A 14,521-nucleotide genomic window follows, 5' to 3' on the forward strand; every position below is an offset into this window, starting at 1 on the left:
CGGCCGTCACCGGGGATTCCCGCTTCGGGTGTCCCCGGCCGCATGATTGGCGCGTGACTCCTGGCGCCGACGCGGACAGCACCGCTCACGAGCGGTTCCCTTTCCCGGTGAGCCGCCGTCCCTGAACGTCACCCTCTCGGGATGTATCTGACGTGCGAATATATCGGCCGTATACAGGGGTGTTGTTAATTGTCGGTCTGTTCAGGAATCGCTCCTCTCGAGGAAGGGAACGTCCGTGAAACAGCCCTCCATCCGTCTTCGAGCCAGGCTCGCCTCCGCCGCTGCCGCGGCTTTGACCATGACCGGCACTCTCGTCGTGTTGGCGGCGCCGGCGCAGGCCGCCTCGTGCTCGACCGGGATGTCCGCCGACCGCCACACCGCCTGGGGGTACTGCACCAGCAGCCAGCCGACCACGGGCACCTTCCGCGTTAAGGCGCGCTTCTGCACCCTGTCCGGCTGTAACTGGGTGTACGGCCCCTGGAAGTACATCGGCGGCGGCGCGAACTCAACGGTCACCCGATCCACCTGGGTCAATGGAAACGACGTGTTCGCGGATATGGGTCCCGCGGGATCCTGAATCGCCCGCGTTCCCACGCGTTGCCTGGCAACCCTTGGCGCCGGACCCGCGTACCGGCTTCCTCCGGCATGTGCCCCTCCGCCGCCTCCACCTCCCAGGTTCAGACGGTTGACGCCGATTAACCGCCTGAGCCTCTTAAGGATCTTTGCGCCGCTGCACTAATTGGTGCAGTCCTGGTTCACCAAGCCCAGGCTCATCTCGTAGACCTTGCCGTGGTTCGACAGGAAGGCGAACATGGCCTTCGGGTTGCCGGGGACGGCGGCAACGGGGTAGTTGCCTGTGGTGTCGAGTTGGGGATATGCCTTCCGGACCTGCTTCATGGTGGAGCCGATTCCGATGCCCTCGGGTGTCTTGACGCCCTTTGGAGCGAAGATGGCGGCAACGCCCAGCTTCTTGGAGATGTAGAGTCCCACGCTGTCGCGGCCCGGGGGGTGCGCCTTGAGAGCCCAGCCCGAGCAGGTGTAACCCCTGTAGGGCGTCTTTACGATCTTGTTGGTCGCCTCGGCCTGCTTGAGGGTCATCCCGAGCTGCACCCCTCCGTAGCCGAACGGGCCGAACGTGCCGCCGGCGGTGGCAGTGGCGGTGGCCGCGCTGGCCGCGTTCGCCGCTGTGACGCCGGTCAATGCGAGCCCCGCGGCGAGCGCCGCCGCAGCGGCCGGGCGTCCCAGCCGGACTACCGTGTGCTTGCGGATTCCATTGCAAAATGTGTTCATATCGCATTGGACTACCGCATCGCCGACAAGGTTCGCGGCAGATCGTATCGGGTCGGCACCCCGACGCCGTGCGCAGCCTCGGAGGTGCTGATCTCGGTCGCAGAGGTGGCGGGCGAGGTGGTGGGAATGACAGAGGTGGTCCCGCCGGCAGAGTCCCCAGATCACTCACCATCCAGGACGCGGCGACCCTGCCCGATCCGAGTCCCTGCTGCGCGGCGTGCGGGTGCCGACCGCCTGCGACCGCGGCTGTTCCGGGATCGATCGCCAAGGGACGCACCGAGGAGTGGCCGAAGGATTACCCGGCCGTCGGCGAACCGATCAGATGTCCGGGGAAGGACCTGACCTGCGCGGACCGCCGGACGATGGGGGAGGCGATGGCAGGGTGAGTGAGGACGGCTCGGGGGAGTCCCGTACGCCGGAGATGCGCCGGCGCGACCTGCTGCGGGTGCCGGCGGCCCTGGCGGGCGGCCTCGCGCTGACGGCCTGCGGGCCCGGAAACCTGAACCTGGTGAAGGGCCGCGCGCCCGGCTCGCCCTCGGTGATCGCGCCGCCGGGTTCGCCCGGCGCCTCGCCCGCCGAGGCGCAGGTGGCGGTGACGCCGCCGGAGGACCTGATGCGCGAGCACGGCGTCCCCGCGTTCATCCGGATGTACGAGCCGCACGAAGCGCGCGAGGACACCGTCGTCTTCCCGGCGTTCCGGGACGTGGTGCCGCCCGCGAGATTCAGGGACCTCGGCGAGATCTTCGAGGACGAGGAGCACCGCCGGTTCGGCCCGAGCGGGTTCACCGGAGTGGTGAACCAGGTCGCCGACATCGAGAAGTCCCTCGGGATCTACAACCTGTCCCAGTTCACGCCTCGGGTGTGAGGGCCGCGCGTCCGAAGGGGGCGACAGGATGTCCGAGACCAGGGAGGTGCGGGACCGGTACACGGCCGCGTTCAGCGCCCATGACATGGACGCGCTTCTGGCCACGTTCAGTCCGGCCGGCGTGGCGGTCAGCCCCGAGGGAGTGTGCGAGGGGCACGGGGAACTCGCTTCCTTCGTCTGGCAGTTCTGGGAGGCGTTCCCGGACGTCCGCCTCGTGGTGGAGACCGCGACCGAGCAGGACGATCTCGCGGTCGATGAACTGGTGATGGTGGGCACCCATGACGGGCCCTACGTGACCCCGGGCGGACACGTGATTCCCCCGTCCGGACGCCCCCTGCGGCTGCGCTGCTGCTCCTTCGCCGCCGTCGAGAACCGGCTCATCGTCAGCCTGCGTCTCTATTTCGACCAGGTGGAACTGCTCGCCCAGATCGGCGTCTCCGTGGAGCCGCCCGCCTGACCGCGCGGGCGTCCCAGGCCCGGAGGCGATCGAGCAGCGCTGCTCGCGGAGTGGAGGCGTACGCGCCCGGCTACCGCCGCGTGGTCGGGAGGAAAGGGGATATTGCCGGATATTTGCGGTGGAGGGGGTGAAAAGGGTGAGAGTGGGGACATCTACCGGTCGTGGCCACGAGGATCGAGCATGAGGGCCCCGTGCCCGTGCATCGGCAGCTCGCCGGCATCCTCCGCGACGAGATCCTGAGCGGCCGGATCGAGCCGGACCGCCCGCTCCCTTCCGAGGCGAGCCTGCGCGATCGGTACGGCGTGCGGCCCGAGGATGTGCGCGGGGCGATCCAGGAGCTCAGCGACGAGGGTCTCGTCTACGTCCTCGCCGGTGAGGGGGCGTACGTGTCCTCCCGGGCCGAGGAGACCGGCGGCGGCTGACCGCCCGCAAAGGCCCCGCCGCCCGGTTCGCTCTCGGCCCAACGAGGGGCGACGCGGGCCCGCCTAGGCTGAAGACATGGGAATCGAGCCTGGCACCTACACCATCGGCCCGGAGTCCGGGCGGCTCCTCATCAGGACGACCCGCGCCGGTCTGGGCGCGAAGGCCGGCCACGATCTCACCCTCGAACCCGCGCGCTGGCGCGGCGAGGCCGTCGTGGCGGACCCCGCCGGTTCCTCGGTCACGGTTGAGGTCGACGTCGCGTCGATCGAGGTCAAGGAGGGCGTCGGCGGCATCAAGCCGCTCAGCGACTCCGACCGGGCGGACATCGTACGCAATCTGCGAGAGAAGGTCCTGAACGCGCGTGAGCACCCGACGATCACGTTCCGGTCCTCCCGGGTGGACGGCACCGCGGAGGCGTTCCACGTCGAGGGCGACCTCACCATTTCCGGAGCCACCCACACCGTCACGCTGGACGGACGATCCGTCGGCGACCGGATGCGCGGATCGACGACGGTGGTGCAGAGCAGGTGGGGGATCCGCCCCTACTCGGCGCTCTTCGGCGCACTGAAACTGAGCGACGAGGTGGGCGTGGAGTTCGACCTCGCCCTCACCCCCCGCGCCTGACCGGCGCGCGCTCAGCCGACGGGGCGGCCCAGGTAGGCCGCGAGCCGGTCGGCGGCCGTCGCGTCGCCGGGCGCGGGCCGCGCCGGGCCGAAGGAACCGCCCGGAGTGCGCGGCAGGTCGCCGTAGATCTCCCGCACGACGGGCAGGATCGCCTCTGCCACGTCGGGAGCGAGGTCCGTGGGCCTGCCGATCGCCCGGGCCAGGTCCCAGCCGTGGACCAGCATCTCGATGGTGAGCTGCTCGACCAGGCGCCAGCCGGGGGCCGCGCCGTACTGCCGCCGGAGCATCCCCGGGCGGCGGAAGCCCGCGAGCGTGGCGCGAGCCGCCGTGCGGAACGCCGCGACATGGTCGGCGCCGAGATGGTCGGCGCCGAAGTCGGAGCGGGGCGTCCCCTCGGCGAGCCCGGTCCAGATGAGGTTCTCCCAGACGAGGTGATCGAGCAGGGCGCGTACGTCCCAGTCGCCGCAGGGAGTCGGATCGCCGAACCGGTCCGGCGGGACGGCCGCGACGAGCTCCTCCACCTCGGCGAGCACCCGCGCGCACGCCTCCAGCTTGGCCTCGGGGCCGACATCCGGCCCCTGGCCGAGGATCTCGCCGATACGGTCGGCCCGCGCGCCGGGCTCGGGGTTGGCGCGCAGCGCGGTCGCGAGCCACGCGCCCGCCGCGGCGATGCTGGCCCGCACCGGCAGCCCGTTGATCAGGCACATCAGCTGCCAGTACCGTTCCAGCCGGATGTCGGCGGCGGTCTCGAGCTGTTCGAGAAGCCGACGGCGGGCCGCCGGGCCGTCACCGTCGCCGCGGCCGTCCGGGGAGAAGCCGGCGCGGATCTGGCCGGGCAGCCAGGCCGCGACGATGCCCGCCACGACCGGCTCGGCCGCCGGCGAGTCGGCGGCGGTCCCGGCCGCGACGGCCGCCTCGACGCGGGCGACCCACAGATCCGTGATCTCCTGCGCCTCCCGCACATCCTCCTCGCGGTGCTCGCGAACGGCCTGCGCGGCGGCGTACTCGCCCATCCGGCGGACCGAGGCGCGCAGCTCCGGGTCGCGGATGAGCGCGGCCAGCTCGATCCACGCCTCGACCTGCCCGGCGGTGGGGGCGGGCGGCAGGTCGGGCATGGCCAGCAGCAGCCCGTCCCGGTACGCGGACGGGTCGAGGTCGCCAAGCGCGTCGGTCATGAAGTCGTGCACGATCGCGTTGCGTTCGGCGGCGGACAGGTGTGCCAGGTCGGTCATGTCAGTGAGGTCCTCGGTCGTCGATCCTTGCCGGGAGAACGAGCGCAACACCGCCTGACGCGTCCGCAGCGTGCGGATCCGCGCCTCCAGCGCGTCCGCGTGCAGGGCGGCCACCTCGGCGAGGTCGCGCTCCCGGGTGACGACCTCGCGGATCACCGGCATGGCCAGCCCGAGCTCGCGCAGCGTCCGGGCCAGCTCCAGCCGGGCCACCGCCTCGGGCGCGTAGCGCCGGTAGCCGGCCGCGGTGCGCGCCGACGGAGGCACGACGCCGATGTCGGACCAGTGCCGGATCAGCTTCACGGACAGGCCGGTCCGCTCGGCCAGCTCGCCGATGCTGAGCAGGTCGTCACTCACATGCCCTACCTTCGGGCCTCCCACGATGGGAGAGTCAAGTTCCTGACGGGACGGCGATCAGACCGCGGTCAGGCGGAGCAGGATGGCGCCGCTGATGATGCAGGCGAAGGAGATCAGCCGCGCGGCGGTGATCCGTTCCTTGAAGAAGATCGCGCCGAGCACGACCGTTCCGACGCCGCCGATGCCGGTCCAGATGGTGTAACCGACGCTGACGTCCAGCTGGCGAAGGGCGAGCGAGAGCGTGTAGATGCCGCCCGCCGCGGCGAGCAGCGTGAGGACGGAAGGGACCGGGCGGGTGAAGCCCTTGGTGGCATTGGTGCCGAGGGCGAAGGCGATCTCGAAGAGGATGGCGACGCCGAGGTAGACCCAGGTCATGGTGGTGATCTTTCTGTGCGGGGTGGCTGAGCCGAATTGGATGGGAAGGTCAGGCGACCGCGGCCTTCTTGGCCGCGACGTTGTCGGAGATTCGGAGGCCGAGGGCGCCGCCGATGATGAGGATGAAGGCGATGACCTTCCAGCCGGTCATGGGCTCGTCGTAGATGATCGTGCCGAAGATGACCGTTCCGACGGCGCCGATGCCGGACCAGACGGTGTAACCGACGCCCACGTCAATCGTCTTGAGGGCCTGAGACAGGGTGAAGATGCCGCACGAGGCCGCGGCGGTGGTCAGCAGGGACGGCCACAGCTGGGTGAATCCGTCGGTGGCATTGGTGCTGAGCGCGAACGTGATCTCGAACAGGGACGAGAAGAGCAGCCAGGCCCAGCCTTTGGACGTCGAGTTGGACGTTGAGTCGGACGTCGAGTCGGCAGGCGTCGGGTTGGCGGACATGAACAGCCTCCAAAGATTGCTTGTACATGCATATAGGGGCAAATGTGCTCCGCCATGAGGCGGGAAGGGGTGGCGAGCAAGAGCTTGCATGTACATGTATCTTGTTGTCAAACGCACCGACCACGGGAGGACCGCTCGAACCATGGCGCAGACGAACTTGAGCGCTGACGCCCTGCCCGCCTCCTCCGACCAAGCTGTCTGGAGCAAGGTTCTGGCGCTGCACACACGGGTGGAACGCAAGCTGACCCAGAGCCTCCAGCGCGCACACGGCATCGGACTCTCCGAATACCGCGCGCTGGCGGACCTCGCCCAGGCCGACGACGGCGAACTGCGCATGCAAGAGCTGGCCGATCGAATCGGGCTCAACCAGAGCTCGGTGACGCGCCTGGTCGGTCGGCTCGACGCGGTCGGCTTCGCGTACCGAGACGTCTGCACTGTCGACGGGAGAGGTGTCTACGCGGTCATCACCGACGAGGGCCGCGATCGCTACAACGCGGCACGCGGCACCTACGCCGAGGTGCTCGCCTCCGAACTCGACGCCGCAGGCGCCGACCCCCAACTCGCCGGCGTCGTCCAGGCGCTGCGTAACGCACTGTGACGCCGGCACCGCGTCCTTGGCGGCCGGCCATTCGAACCGGCTCGTTCGGAACGCGTGCATGCCCGGCCGACGGCGAGTGATCGCGACCAGCGCGGATCGGGCCGGCCTGTACAAGACCTTGACGGCTTCTGCTCACGGTCTGCATGGGCGTCTGGTTGGCTTCAGCTCATGATCGACGCCAACAGCGTGTCCCGTCCCGACCCGATCGCCTACCTCGACGGGGTAGCGGCGAGCCTGCCAGGCCAGGCCTACAAGCAGCAGGTTCTTCACCTGCTCGATCTCCATCCGGGGCAGTGTGTGCTCGACATCGGCTGTGGGCCGGGCACCGACCTGGCAGCGATGGCGGCAGCCGTCGCGCCGGGTGGCAGAGTGATCGGAGTCGACCGAGATCCAGCCATGATCGCGGAGGCCCAATCCCGCGTCGCGGAGCACCCGCTGGTGGAAGTGCGCTCCGGCGACGTGCATGCCTTGCCGCTGGAAGACGGCAGTGTCGATCGTGCGCGCACCGATCGTGTGCTCCAGCACGTGGCGGACCCGGTCCGGGTGCTGAGCGAGTTTCGCCGGGTCGCTCGGCCCGGAGGACGCATCGTCATGGCCGAACCTGACTGGGATGGCCTCCTGATTGACTCTCCTCAACCGGCGAGGAGCCGAGAGCTGACCCGTTTCATCACCGGCGAGGTCGTCCGCAACGCGACTGTCGGCCGCAGTTTGGCGCGGCTCTGTGTGGAATCCGGCCTCAACGTGCGCTCCGTGCTGACCGTGGCGCCGGTGTTTCGCGACTTCGCCGCGGCTGACCAGATTTTCGGACTGCGCCGCAACGCGGCCCGTGCCGGCGCCGCCGGCTATCTCGACGGCGATGCCGCCCAATGGATCGAGACGTTAGCCTCCGGCCCCTTCCTGGCCACGGCTCTGTTGTTCCTGGTGACGGCGGAAGCGCCCGCCTGACTCGAGGCCTTCGGCAGCCGGTCCGCCTCGCGGTGAACGCGCCCTCCGCGGCAATCGACGCCGGAAGGCGATGGATCCGCCGGCGGCAGGTGAGGGACGCGCCGCCGGGTCGAGGCCCCTGACCAGGCGGCGCGTCGGGTGCCCGTGGTCAGCGGATCTTGTCGAAGAACGCGCGGATGTCGGCGGCGACCGCGTCGGGCCTCTCCATGGCCACGAAATGGTGGCGGCCCGGGTTGTCCACCGGCCAGTGGACGACGGTGTTGTGCCGTTCGGCGAGCCGGCGGAATCCGGGCGGTCCACTGTACACACCGGTCGGTGCGGTCTTCTGGCCCTCCGGCCAGCCGAAGCCTGTGCTGTCGTAGTAGGGCCACGACGAGGAGCCGAACGTCCCGGTGAACCAGTACAGGCTCACATTGGTGAGGATCAGGTCGCGGTCGATCAGCTCGTCCGCCGGCTGCGGGGCCGTGTTGAAGTCCTCGAACTTCTGCATCATCCACGCCAGCGCGGCGACCGGGGAGTCATGCCACCCGTACGCGAACGTCTGGGGTGCCGTGCGGAGCAACGCGTGATGGTCGACGGTGCTGCCGCCCGCCCACTGCTGCATCCCCTCGTACTGGGCGAGTTCCTCCGGTGTCATGCCGGGGACGTCCTTCTCGGTGGGGAACCCGAGCCCGCTGATGACGTAGACGCCGGCCACGTGCTCCGGGGCCGCTTTGGCCAGCTCGGGGGCGACGTACGCGCCGAAGTCCCCTCCTTCGGCGCCATAGCGGTGGTAGCCGAGGCGGCGCATCAACTCGGCCCAGATCCGCGCCACGCGGGCGGCGTCCCAGCCGGTCTCCCGCGGGGGCGCGGAGAACCCGAAACCGGGCAGAGAGGGGATCACGACGTGGAACGCCTGGGACGGGTGGCCACCATGCGAACGGGGGTCGGTGAGGCGGTCGACGAGATGGGCGAACTCGACGAAGGAGTTCGGCCACCCATGCGTGAGGATGAGCGGCAGGGCGTCGGGCTCCGGCGACCGCACATGCAGGAAGTGGATGTCCTGCCCCTCGATCTCAACCATGAACTGGGCGAACTCGTTCAGGCGCGCCTCGTGGCGGCGCCAGTCGTAGCCGTCGCGCCAATAGCCGGCCAGCTCCTTCAACCGGGCGACGGGCACGCCGCGGCGCCACCCCTCACCGGGAAGCTGTCGTGACCACCGGGTTCGGGCCAGGCGGTCGCCCAGATCGTCCAGCTCGCTCTGGGGGACGTCGATGCGGAAAGGGCGGATGTCATTGGTCATGGGTGCTGTTCTCCTCGGGATCTCATGCGAACGTCCCCGACCGTAGAGGCCATATAGGACAGATCCCGGCCTACATGGCGGGGCATGATGGACCCCATGAACGATCCCTCGGCCCGGCTGCTCACCCTGCTGTCGCTCCTGCAGACGCCTCGGGAGTGGCCCGGCAGCGAGCTCGCGGAGCGGCTGGGGGTCAGTCCCCGTACCGTCCGCCGCGACGTCGACCGCCTGCGCGAGCTGGGGTACCCGGTGGAGGCGACCATGGGGGCCGCGGGTGGCTATCGGCTCGCCGCCGGCACGGCCATGCCGCCGCTCCTGCTGGACGACGAGGAGACGGTGGCCATCGCGGTCGGCCTCAGCACGGTGGCCGGCAACCCGGTGAACGGCATCGAGGAGGCGTCCCTGCGCGCCTTGGCCAAACTGGAACAGGTGCTGCCGTCCCGGCTGCGGCACCGGGTCGGCGCCTTCCGGGCCGCCGCGGTGTCGATGCTGACCGGGGACCCCGGCGCCGACCCGAGCGTCCTCGCCGTGACCGCCGGAGCCGCCGCCGCCTCCGAACGCCTGCGGTTCGCCTACCGGACGCGGGACGGCGACGAGACCCGCCGGCTGGTCGAGCCACACCGTCTGGTGCTGGCCGGGCGCCGCTGGTACCTGCTGGCGTACGACAACGAGCGGCAGGACTGGAGGATCTTCCGCGTCGACCGGATGACCGACGTCCGGCCGACCGGCTTACGGGTCCCGCCGCGGGAGCTGCCCGGCGGGGACGCGGCCGCCTTCGTCACCGGCAAGATGTACTCGCTCGCTCCCACCTACGAGGTCCTCGCCACGGTGCGTCTTCCCGCCGCCCAGGCGGCGGAGCGGCTCGGCGCCGCGCCGGGCGAGGTTCAGCCGATCGACGAGGAGAGCTGCCGCCTGCGCGGACACGCCGACACCCTGGAGTGGCTGGCGTCCCGGCTGCTCCTGCTGGGCTGCGAGTTCCAGGTGCACGAGCCGCCGGAGCTGCGGGCGCACCTGCGCATGATCGCGGCCCGCGCGCTCCGCGCGACTGACGCCGCCTCCGAGAGGGGAGGCGCGGCGGCGGCCGGATGATCCGGGCGCACCGGGGGACAGGAACCCGACGACGGGCTCACCGCGGTCGGAGGACCATGTGAGCGCTGGGCGAGGACGCCGTCGCCCAGCAGCCGACGATCCCGCTCATCCGTGGGCAAACCCCTTGCCGGTGCGGTCCAGCGGATCCGGCTCCAGGCCGAGGTAGGTGGCGCGGAGCTCGTCCCAGGCGGCCAGCTGGGCGAAAGCCGGCGGGTCCTGGATCTTCTGGCGGTCGGTGAGGAACGGGTTGGGCAGCATCACGGTCATCATCTGCTCGTCCCGGCCGTTGAACAGACGCACCCCCCACGAGGTCGGGCTGCCGTCGGCGCCGATGCGGCGGTACAGCTCGGCACGGGAGCAGCGGCGGATCCGGCCGAGTTCGGGGCCGCTCGCGGTGTGCTCGCCGATGCACAGGTGGAAGTGCCAGCGGCCGAAGTCGACGGTGACGTAGCCGTCGTACAGACTGATCCGCTCGGGCGCGTTCGGCGCGGCGACCTCCCAGGCGGCGCCCTGGACGAGCACGCCGAACCAGATGTGCTCCCAGTACTTCTCGAAGATGTCCTTCACCAGGGACAACAGGGTCTGCTCGTCGGTGGGCAGCGCCCACACGTGCAGGGTGCCGTTGCCCTGTTCCTCGACGACGGTGTGGCTCATCGGGCTCCTCTCGGAAGGCTCGCCCGCGCCGGCATGACTGACCGGGGACGAGCGCCAGCCCTCTCTGGCCAGCGCACGCTCCAGCAGCGGGCGGTGGACGTCGTCGGCGGTCACACGCACGCATCCTCCGCTGCCCGCCTGCAGCACGAACACTCCGGAGGCGGGGTCGAAGGACAGCTCGTCCCCGTCGAGCGCGGCGCCGATCACTCCCCGGGCGGTCAGCTCCTCCGGTGTCCCGGCGTGCAGGATGCCGCCGGGCGCGAGGAGCCAGATCCGGTCGGCGACCCGCAGCGCCAGCTCCAGATCGTGGGTGGACACCACGACGGTCAGATCCCGCTCGCGGGCGAGGCGGCGCAGCAGGCCCATCAGGGCCACCCGGGAGGTGACGTCCAGGAACGCGGTCGGCCCGTCCAGCAGGATCGCCGAGGGCTGTTAGCCAGAGCGCGGGCGACCAGCACCCGCTGGCGCTCCCCGTCGGACAGCTCGGTCACCGGACGGTCGGTCAGGTGGCCGGCGTGAACCGCCTCCAGCGCCCACGTGACGATCTCCCCGTCCGCGGCCGACAGCCGTCCGGTGAACCCGGTGTGCGGGTGCCGTCCCAGCCCGGCCAGCTCGCGGGCGGTCAGCAGGGCGGGCAGGTCCCGTTCGGTCAGCACGACGGCGAGCCGCCGGGCCAACGCGGCCGCCGGCACCGACTCGACGGCGACGCCGTCGATCCGGACCCGCCCGGCCAGACCGGGCTGCAGCCCGGCCATCGTCCGCAGCAGGGTGGACTTCCCGGCGCCGTTCGGGCCGATCAGCGCGGTGAGCGCGCCGGGCGGGGCGGTCGCGTTCAGGCCGTCCGGCACCCGACGCGCACTGTGGCCGCGCCGCGCGGGATATCCGGCGCACACGCCCTCCAGGCGCAGACCTCGTTCGTCCACGGTCACACCGCCAGTCCGGTTCTGGCCACGCGGCTGCGCAGCAGCACGGCGATCACCACGGGCGCGCCGAGGATGGTGGTCACCGCGTTGAGCGGAAGCACGACCCCGCCGCCCGGCACATGGGCGGCCACGCAGCACAGCAGCGCGACCGCGGCGCCGAGCAGTGCCACCCCGGGCATGAGCAGCCGATGGTCGGCGGTGCCGAGCGCCAGCCGGGCGATGTGCGGGAGGGGGCCGGGACAATGCCTCGGCCCCTCAACGGGGGTCGCAAGGTGCGGGGCGGTTGAGGGGCCGGTGGTTTCCGGTGGGGACGGCGGGCCTGGCCGTCAGGCGATGACGTGGGCGTGGAGTTCCACGGCTTGCGCGGTCATCGGTCAGCTCCGGACGTCGATGACGACGCTGACGACGAAGAACAGCACGAGCAGGGCGCCGCCCGCGATCGCGGCTGTGGCGGCGGACGCGCCCGCGAGCACGACGCCGAGGGTGAGGGCGAGGGCGGCGACGACGGCGGCGGCGATCTTCCAGTCGTCACCGATGATGAAGTCGTACCAGAAGTGGGCGAATCCCTTGATGAGTTTCATCGGGCGGTCTCCGGCTTGAGGTGGGCGGTCTGCGGCTTGAGGCGGGGCAGGTAGCGGACCAGGACGCGGGAGATGAGGAGCCAGCAGGCGATGAGGGCGAGGATGGCCCAGTCGCCGCCGGGCCATTCGAGGCTTTCGCCGGTGTGGGTGAAGACGCCGAGGCCTTCGACGGCCCAGTAGGCGCCGAAGCTGGCCAGGAGCAGGCCGACGCCGTATTTGAGGGCGTTCTCGGGGATGGCGGCGAGCGGGCGGTGCAGGATGAGGCCGGCGAGCAGAACAAGGACGCCGGCGGCGGCGGCGCCGCCGATGGCGGCGGGCATGTTGGCGGCGCTGAGTCCGAAGGTGATGACGACGAAGACGACTTCGACGCCTTCGAGGAAGACGCCCTTGAACGAGATGACGAAGGCGAAGGTGTCGATGCCGAAGCGGCTCTGGCGTGCCGCCTGCCGCGCTGCCGCCGTCTGGGTGGCGTATTCCTCCTCCTCGTCGTGCATGGCCTTCAGTCCGGAGGAGCGCAGGACGGCTTTGCGGAGCCATTGGAGGCCGAAGATCAGCAGGAGGGTGCCGACGACGAGTTGGAGGAGTGATTCGGGGAGCCAGGTGCTGAGGGCGTATCCGGCGGCGGCGGTGAACGCGGTGAGTGCCACGAGTGCGGCGAGGGTGCCGGCGAGGGCGGAGCGCCAGCCACGGGTGACGCCCATGGCGAGCACGATGGTGAGAGCTTCGACGAATTCGACGAATGAGGCGGCGAAGGTTGAGGCGACGAGGCCCCAGGTTGCGCCTGTCACGGCGGCTCCTTGATTTGTAACAAATGTTTCACTGCATCTAATGCTTCAGGGCGTATGTCGGATGTGTCAACTGGGTAGCCTTGGGTGCCATGACGATCGACGAGCGTTTTCTGCAGCTCGTGTACCGGGTTCCCTCGACGACGTCGCGCGCCCGGGTGGCGGTGTGGCGTGAGCTGAAGCGCTTGGGCGCCCTGTACATCCAGCAGGCCGTGTGCGTGTTGCCGGACCGTCCCGGCGTCCGGGAACGCCTGGACAAGGTCCGCGAGCGCATCGACGAGCTCGGCGGCGAGAGCATGATCTTCGTGCTGACCGAGGTCGAGGAGCGCGAGCGCCGCGCGCTCGTCGAGTCGTTCCGCGAGAACTCGGCGAAGGAGTACGCCGAGATCGTGGAGGAGTGCGAGACGAAGTTCTTCAAGGAGATCGAGTTCGAGCGGTTCCGGGAGAACTACACGTTCGAGGAGGCCGAGGAGATCCGTCAGGACCTCGAGAAGCTGCGCCGCTGGCTTCGCAAGGTCGAGGCGCGCGACTGGATGGGCGCCCCCGGCAGGGACCTGGCCCACGAGAAGGTCGCGGAGTGCGAACGGCTTCTCGACCTGTTCGAAGCCGATGTCTACGAGCGGGTCGGCGACCCCGGCGCGGTCTGACGAGCCGCGCAGCAGGAAGGCGCGCGGCGCGGAGCCCCCGCCGCACCGGGTCACCCCGCACCAGGCCGTACGCGGGAGACGCCCCGCGCACGACGGTCCCGCCGGGGCGGCGCCAGGCCCCGGAGGGGCTCGTACGGGCGATCATGCCGGGAGGGACACCGGACGCCGGCGCAACGGGATGACGAGCGGGCGTCCGCTCCGCGGGTTGACTCCGATCTCCACGTCCAGCGAGAAGACTGTGCGCATGGTCTCCTTCGTCAGCACCTCCCGCGGCGTTCCCTGGCAGACGAGCTCACCGGCGGCGAGGACGAAGATGTGGTCGGCGTACTCGGCCGCCATGTTGAAGTCATGCAGGACCATGGCGATCGTCTTGCCCTCCTCGCCGTTGAGCCGGGCCAGCAGGTCGAGCAGTTCGAGCTGGTAGGTGACGTCGAGGAAGGTCGTCGGTTCGTCCAGCAGGAGCAGGTCGGTCTGCTGCGCCAGGCACACCGCGATCCACACCCGCTGGCGCTGGCCGCCGGAGAGCTGGTCGACGTACTGGTCGCGCAGCGCCGCGGTGTCGGTCGAACGCAGCGCCCACTCGACCATCTCGCGGTCCTGCGGTGAGGGCGCGCCCACGGTACGGCGGTGCGGATGGCGCCCGAACCAGACCAGGTCCTCCACGGTGATGGCCTCCGGAGTGGTGAGCACCTGCGGAAGGATCGCGAGTCGCCGGGCGATCTCCTTGGTGGGCAGGGACTGGATGGAGGCGCCGTCCAGCAGCACCCGGCCCCCGGCCGGGCGTAGCAGCCGGGCGAGGCTCTTCAACGCGGTGGACTTTCCCGACCCGTTCGGACCGATGAGGACGCTCACCTGGTTGTCGGGGATCTCCAGGGAGAGGTTCCTGGCCACCACCTTGCGGTCGTAGCGCAGTTCCACACCCTCGGCGGAAAGGCGCATGTCGGGC

At 70.4% G+C, this 14,521-nt stretch carries 20 protein-coding genes; 8 read left to right on the plus strand and 12 right to left on the minus strand.

Annotated elements, in window-relative coordinates:
• Positions 1–201: 201 nt before the first annotated feature.
• Both ACQP1V_RS17305 and ACQP1V_RS17310 read right to left on the minus strand, forming a co-directional pair.
• Positions 202–516 carry a hypothetical protein gene (locus ACQP1V_RS17305; RefSeq protein WP_433424093.1) on the minus strand — a complete coding sequence of 105 codons (315 nt, stop codon included), beginning with the start codon at positions 514–516 and terminating at the stop codon, positions 202–204.
• A gap of 219 nt (positions 517–735) precedes the next feature.
• Positions 736–1,290: a hypothetical protein gene (locus tag ACQP1V_RS17310; RefSeq protein WP_433424095.1), complete on the minus strand. Its 555-nt coding sequence runs from the start codon at positions 1,288–1,290 to the stop codon at positions 736–738.
• Between the two features lie 382 nt (positions 1,291–1,672).
• Between ACQP1V_RS17310 and ACQP1V_RS17315 the strand changes: the two genes are divergently transcribed.
• The 4 genes from ACQP1V_RS17315 to ACQP1V_RS17330 all read left to right on the plus strand — a co-directional run bounded on the left by ACQP1V_RS17315 (position 1,673) and on the right by ACQP1V_RS17330 (position 3,659).
• Positions 1,673–2,155, plus strand: a complete 483-nt coding sequence (locus ACQP1V_RS17315) for a hypothetical protein (RefSeq protein ID WP_433424097.1) — start codon at positions 1,673–1,675, stop codon at positions 2,153–2,155.
• Positions 2,156–2,183: 28 nt separating this feature from the next.
• Positions 2,184–2,612 carry an ester cyclase gene (locus tag ACQP1V_RS17320; RefSeq protein ID WP_387417955.1) on the plus strand — a complete coding sequence of 143 codons (429 nt, stop codon included), beginning with the start codon at positions 2,184–2,186 and terminating at the stop codon, positions 2,610–2,612.
• A 191-nt stretch (positions 2,613–2,803) separates the two neighbouring features.
• Positions 2,804–3,034 carry a winged helix-turn-helix domain-containing protein gene (locus tag ACQP1V_RS17325; protein ID WP_433424100.1) on the plus strand — a complete coding sequence of 77 codons (231 nt, stop codon included), beginning with the start codon at positions 2,804–2,806 and terminating at the stop codon, positions 3,032–3,034.
• Positions 3,035–3,110: 76 nt separating this feature from the next.
• On the plus strand, positions 3,111–3,659 hold the full coding sequence (locus ACQP1V_RS17330; protein WP_433424102.1) for a YceI family protein: 549 nt from the start codon (positions 3,111–3,113) through the stop codon (positions 3,657–3,659).
• Between the two features lie 11 nt (positions 3,660–3,670).
• Here the strand turns inward: ACQP1V_RS17330 and ACQP1V_RS17335 are convergent, their stop codons facing one another.
• Genes ACQP1V_RS17335 through ACQP1V_RS17345 form a run of 3 tightly spaced genes read right to left on the minus strand, consistent with a single transcriptional unit; the run spans position 3,671 to position 6,074 of the window.
• Complete coding sequence (locus tag ACQP1V_RS17335) at positions 3,671–5,245, minus strand: TIGR03086 family metal-binding protein (RefSeq protein WP_433424105.1); 1,575 nt, start codon at positions 5,243–5,245, stop codon at positions 3,671–3,673.
• Positions 5,246–5,302: 57 nt separating this feature from the next.
• Positions 5,303–5,620, minus strand: coding sequence for a DMT family transporter (locus ACQP1V_RS17340; protein WP_387417951.1), 318 nt, complete (start codon positions 5,618–5,620; stop codon positions 5,303–5,305).
• Positions 5,621–5,669: 49 nt separating this feature from the next.
• On the minus strand, positions 5,670–6,074 hold the full coding sequence (locus tag ACQP1V_RS17345) for a DMT family transporter (protein ID WP_433424109.1): 405 nt from the start codon (positions 6,072–6,074) through the stop codon (positions 5,670–5,672).
• A 142-nt stretch (positions 6,075–6,216) separates the two neighbouring features.
• Between ACQP1V_RS17345 and ACQP1V_RS17350 the strand changes: the two genes are divergently transcribed.
• Positions 6,217–6,672, plus strand: coding sequence for a MarR family winged helix-turn-helix transcriptional regulator (locus tag ACQP1V_RS17350; protein WP_433424112.1), 456 nt, complete (start codon positions 6,217–6,219; stop codon positions 6,670–6,672).
• Positions 6,673–6,840: 168 nt separating this feature from the next.
• On the plus strand, positions 6,841–7,617 hold the full coding sequence (locus ACQP1V_RS17355; protein WP_433424115.1) for a methyltransferase domain-containing protein: 777 nt from the start codon (positions 6,841–6,843) through the stop codon (positions 7,615–7,617).
• 148 nt (positions 7,618–7,765) lie between these two features.
• Here the strand turns inward: ACQP1V_RS17355 and ACQP1V_RS17360 are convergent, their stop codons facing one another.
• Positions 7,766–8,899 carry an epoxide hydrolase family protein gene (locus tag ACQP1V_RS17360; protein ID WP_433424118.1) on the minus strand — a complete coding sequence of 378 codons (1,134 nt, stop codon included), beginning with the start codon at positions 8,897–8,899 and terminating at the stop codon, positions 7,766–7,768.
• Positions 8,900–8,995: 96 nt separating this feature from the next.
• Here ACQP1V_RS17360 and ACQP1V_RS17365 point away from each other — a divergent pair, with 96 nt between their 5' ends.
• Positions 8,996–9,985, plus strand: coding sequence for a helix-turn-helix transcriptional regulator (locus tag ACQP1V_RS17365; RefSeq protein WP_433424121.1), 990 nt, complete (start codon positions 8,996–8,998; stop codon positions 9,983–9,985).
• A 105-nt stretch (positions 9,986–10,090) separates the two neighbouring features.
• On the opposite strand, the gene ACQP1V_RS17370 is transcribed toward ACQP1V_RS17365, so the two are convergent.
• The 5 genes from ACQP1V_RS17370 to ACQP1V_RS17390 form a co-directional block, all read right to left on the minus strand.
• Positions 10,091–11,005, minus strand: a complete 915-nt coding sequence (locus ACQP1V_RS17370; protein WP_433424123.1) for a DUF7676 family protein — start codon at positions 11,003–11,005, stop codon at positions 10,091–10,093.
• On the minus strand, positions 11,005–11,562 hold the full coding sequence (locus tag ACQP1V_RS17375) for an ABC transporter ATP-binding protein (RefSeq protein WP_433424126.1): 558 nt from the start codon (positions 11,560–11,562) through the stop codon (positions 11,005–11,007). Before ACQP1V_RS17375 ends, ACQP1V_RS17370 begins: the two co-directional genes overlap by 1 nt.
• 2 nt (positions 11,563–11,564) lie before the next feature.
• Positions 11,565–11,783, minus strand: a complete 219-nt coding sequence (locus tag ACQP1V_RS17380; protein WP_433425866.1) for an iron chelate uptake ABC transporter family permease subunit — start codon at positions 11,781–11,783, stop codon at positions 11,565–11,567.
• A gap of 153 nt (positions 11,784–11,936) precedes the next feature.
• Entirely contained in the window at positions 11,937–12,143 is a 207-nt protein-coding gene (locus ACQP1V_RS17385) for a hypothetical protein (RefSeq protein ID WP_067140609.1), read from the minus strand.
• Positions 12,140–12,931 carry a COG4280 domain-containing protein gene (locus tag ACQP1V_RS17390; RefSeq protein WP_387417944.1) on the minus strand — a complete coding sequence of 264 codons (792 nt, stop codon included), beginning with the start codon at positions 12,929–12,931 and terminating at the stop codon, positions 12,140–12,142. The genes ACQP1V_RS17385 and ACQP1V_RS17390 overlap by 4 nt, the downstream gene beginning before the upstream one ends.
• Before the next feature lie 89 nt (positions 12,932–13,020).
• Between ACQP1V_RS17390 and ACQP1V_RS17395 the strand changes: the two genes are divergently transcribed.
• Positions 13,021–13,575 (plus strand): Chromate resistance protein ChrB, encoded by a 555-nt coding sequence (locus ACQP1V_RS17395; protein WP_433424130.1) that lies wholly within the window; start codon positions 13,021–13,023, stop codon positions 13,573–13,575.
• A gap of 141 nt (positions 13,576–13,716) precedes the next feature.
• Here the strand turns inward: ACQP1V_RS17395 and ACQP1V_RS17400 are convergent, their stop codons facing one another.
• Positions 13,717–14,514 carry an ABC transporter ATP-binding protein gene (locus ACQP1V_RS17400; RefSeq protein WP_433424133.1) on the minus strand — a complete coding sequence of 266 codons (798 nt, stop codon included), beginning with the start codon at positions 14,512–14,514 and terminating at the stop codon, positions 13,717–13,719.
• Positions 14,515–14,521 lie beyond the last annotated feature (7 nt).

The sequence above is a fragment of the Microtetraspora malaysiensis genome (genome assembly GCF_050947145.1).
GTDB classification, from domain to species: domain Bacteria; phylum Actinomycetota; class Actinomycetes; order Streptosporangiales; family Streptosporangiaceae; genus Microtetraspora_A; species Microtetraspora_A malaysiensis.

Coding starts and splice junctions, on each gene's coding strand:
- ACQP1V_RS17310 (WP_433424095.1), bottom strand. CDS start 1,290: ATGAACACATTTTGCAATGGAATCCGCAAGCACACGGTAGTCCGGCTG.
- ACQP1V_RS17320 (WP_387417955.1), top strand. CDS start 2,184: ATGTCCGAGACCAGGGAGGTGCGGGACCGGTACACGGCCGCGTTCAGC.
- ACQP1V_RS17330 (WP_433424102.1), top strand. CDS start 3,111: ATGGGAATCGAGCCTGGCACCTACACCATCGGCCCGGAGTCCGGGCGG.
- ACQP1V_RS17340 (WP_387417951.1), bottom strand. CDS start 5,620: ATGACCTGGGTCTACCTCGGCGTCGCCATCCTCTTCGAGATCGCCTTC.
- ACQP1V_RS17345 (WP_433424109.1), bottom strand. CDS start 6,074: ATGTCCGCCAACCCGACGCCTGCCGACTCGACGTCCGACTCAACGTCC.
- ACQP1V_RS17350 (WP_433424112.1), top strand. CDS start 6,217: ATGGCGCAGACGAACTTGAGCGCTGACGCCCTGCCCGCCTCCTCCGAC.
- ACQP1V_RS17355 (WP_433424115.1), top strand. CDS start 6,841: ATGATCGACGCCAACAGCGTGTCCCGTCCCGACCCGATCGCCTACCTC.
- ACQP1V_RS17360 (WP_433424118.1), bottom strand. CDS start 8,899: ATGACCAATGACATCCGCCCTTTCCGCATCGACGTCCCCCAGAGCGAG.
- ACQP1V_RS17365 (WP_433424121.1), top strand. CDS start 8,996: ATGAACGATCCCTCGGCCCGGCTGCTCACCCTGCTGTCGCTCCTGCAG.
- ACQP1V_RS17370 (WP_433424123.1), bottom strand. CDS start 11,005: ATGGGCCTGCTGCGCCGCCTCGCCCGCGAGCGGGATCTGACCGTCGTG.
- ACQP1V_RS17385 (WP_067140609.1), bottom strand. CDS start 12,143: ATGAAACTCATCAAGGGATTCGCCCACTTCTGGTACGACTTCATCATC.
- ACQP1V_RS17395 (WP_433424130.1), top strand. CDS start 13,021: ATGACGATCGACGAGCGTTTTCTGCAGCTCGTGTACCGGGTTCCCTCG.
- ACQP1V_RS17400 (WP_433424133.1), bottom strand. CDS start 14,514: ATGCGCCTTTCCGCCGAGGGTGTGGAACTGCGCTACGACCGCAAGGTG.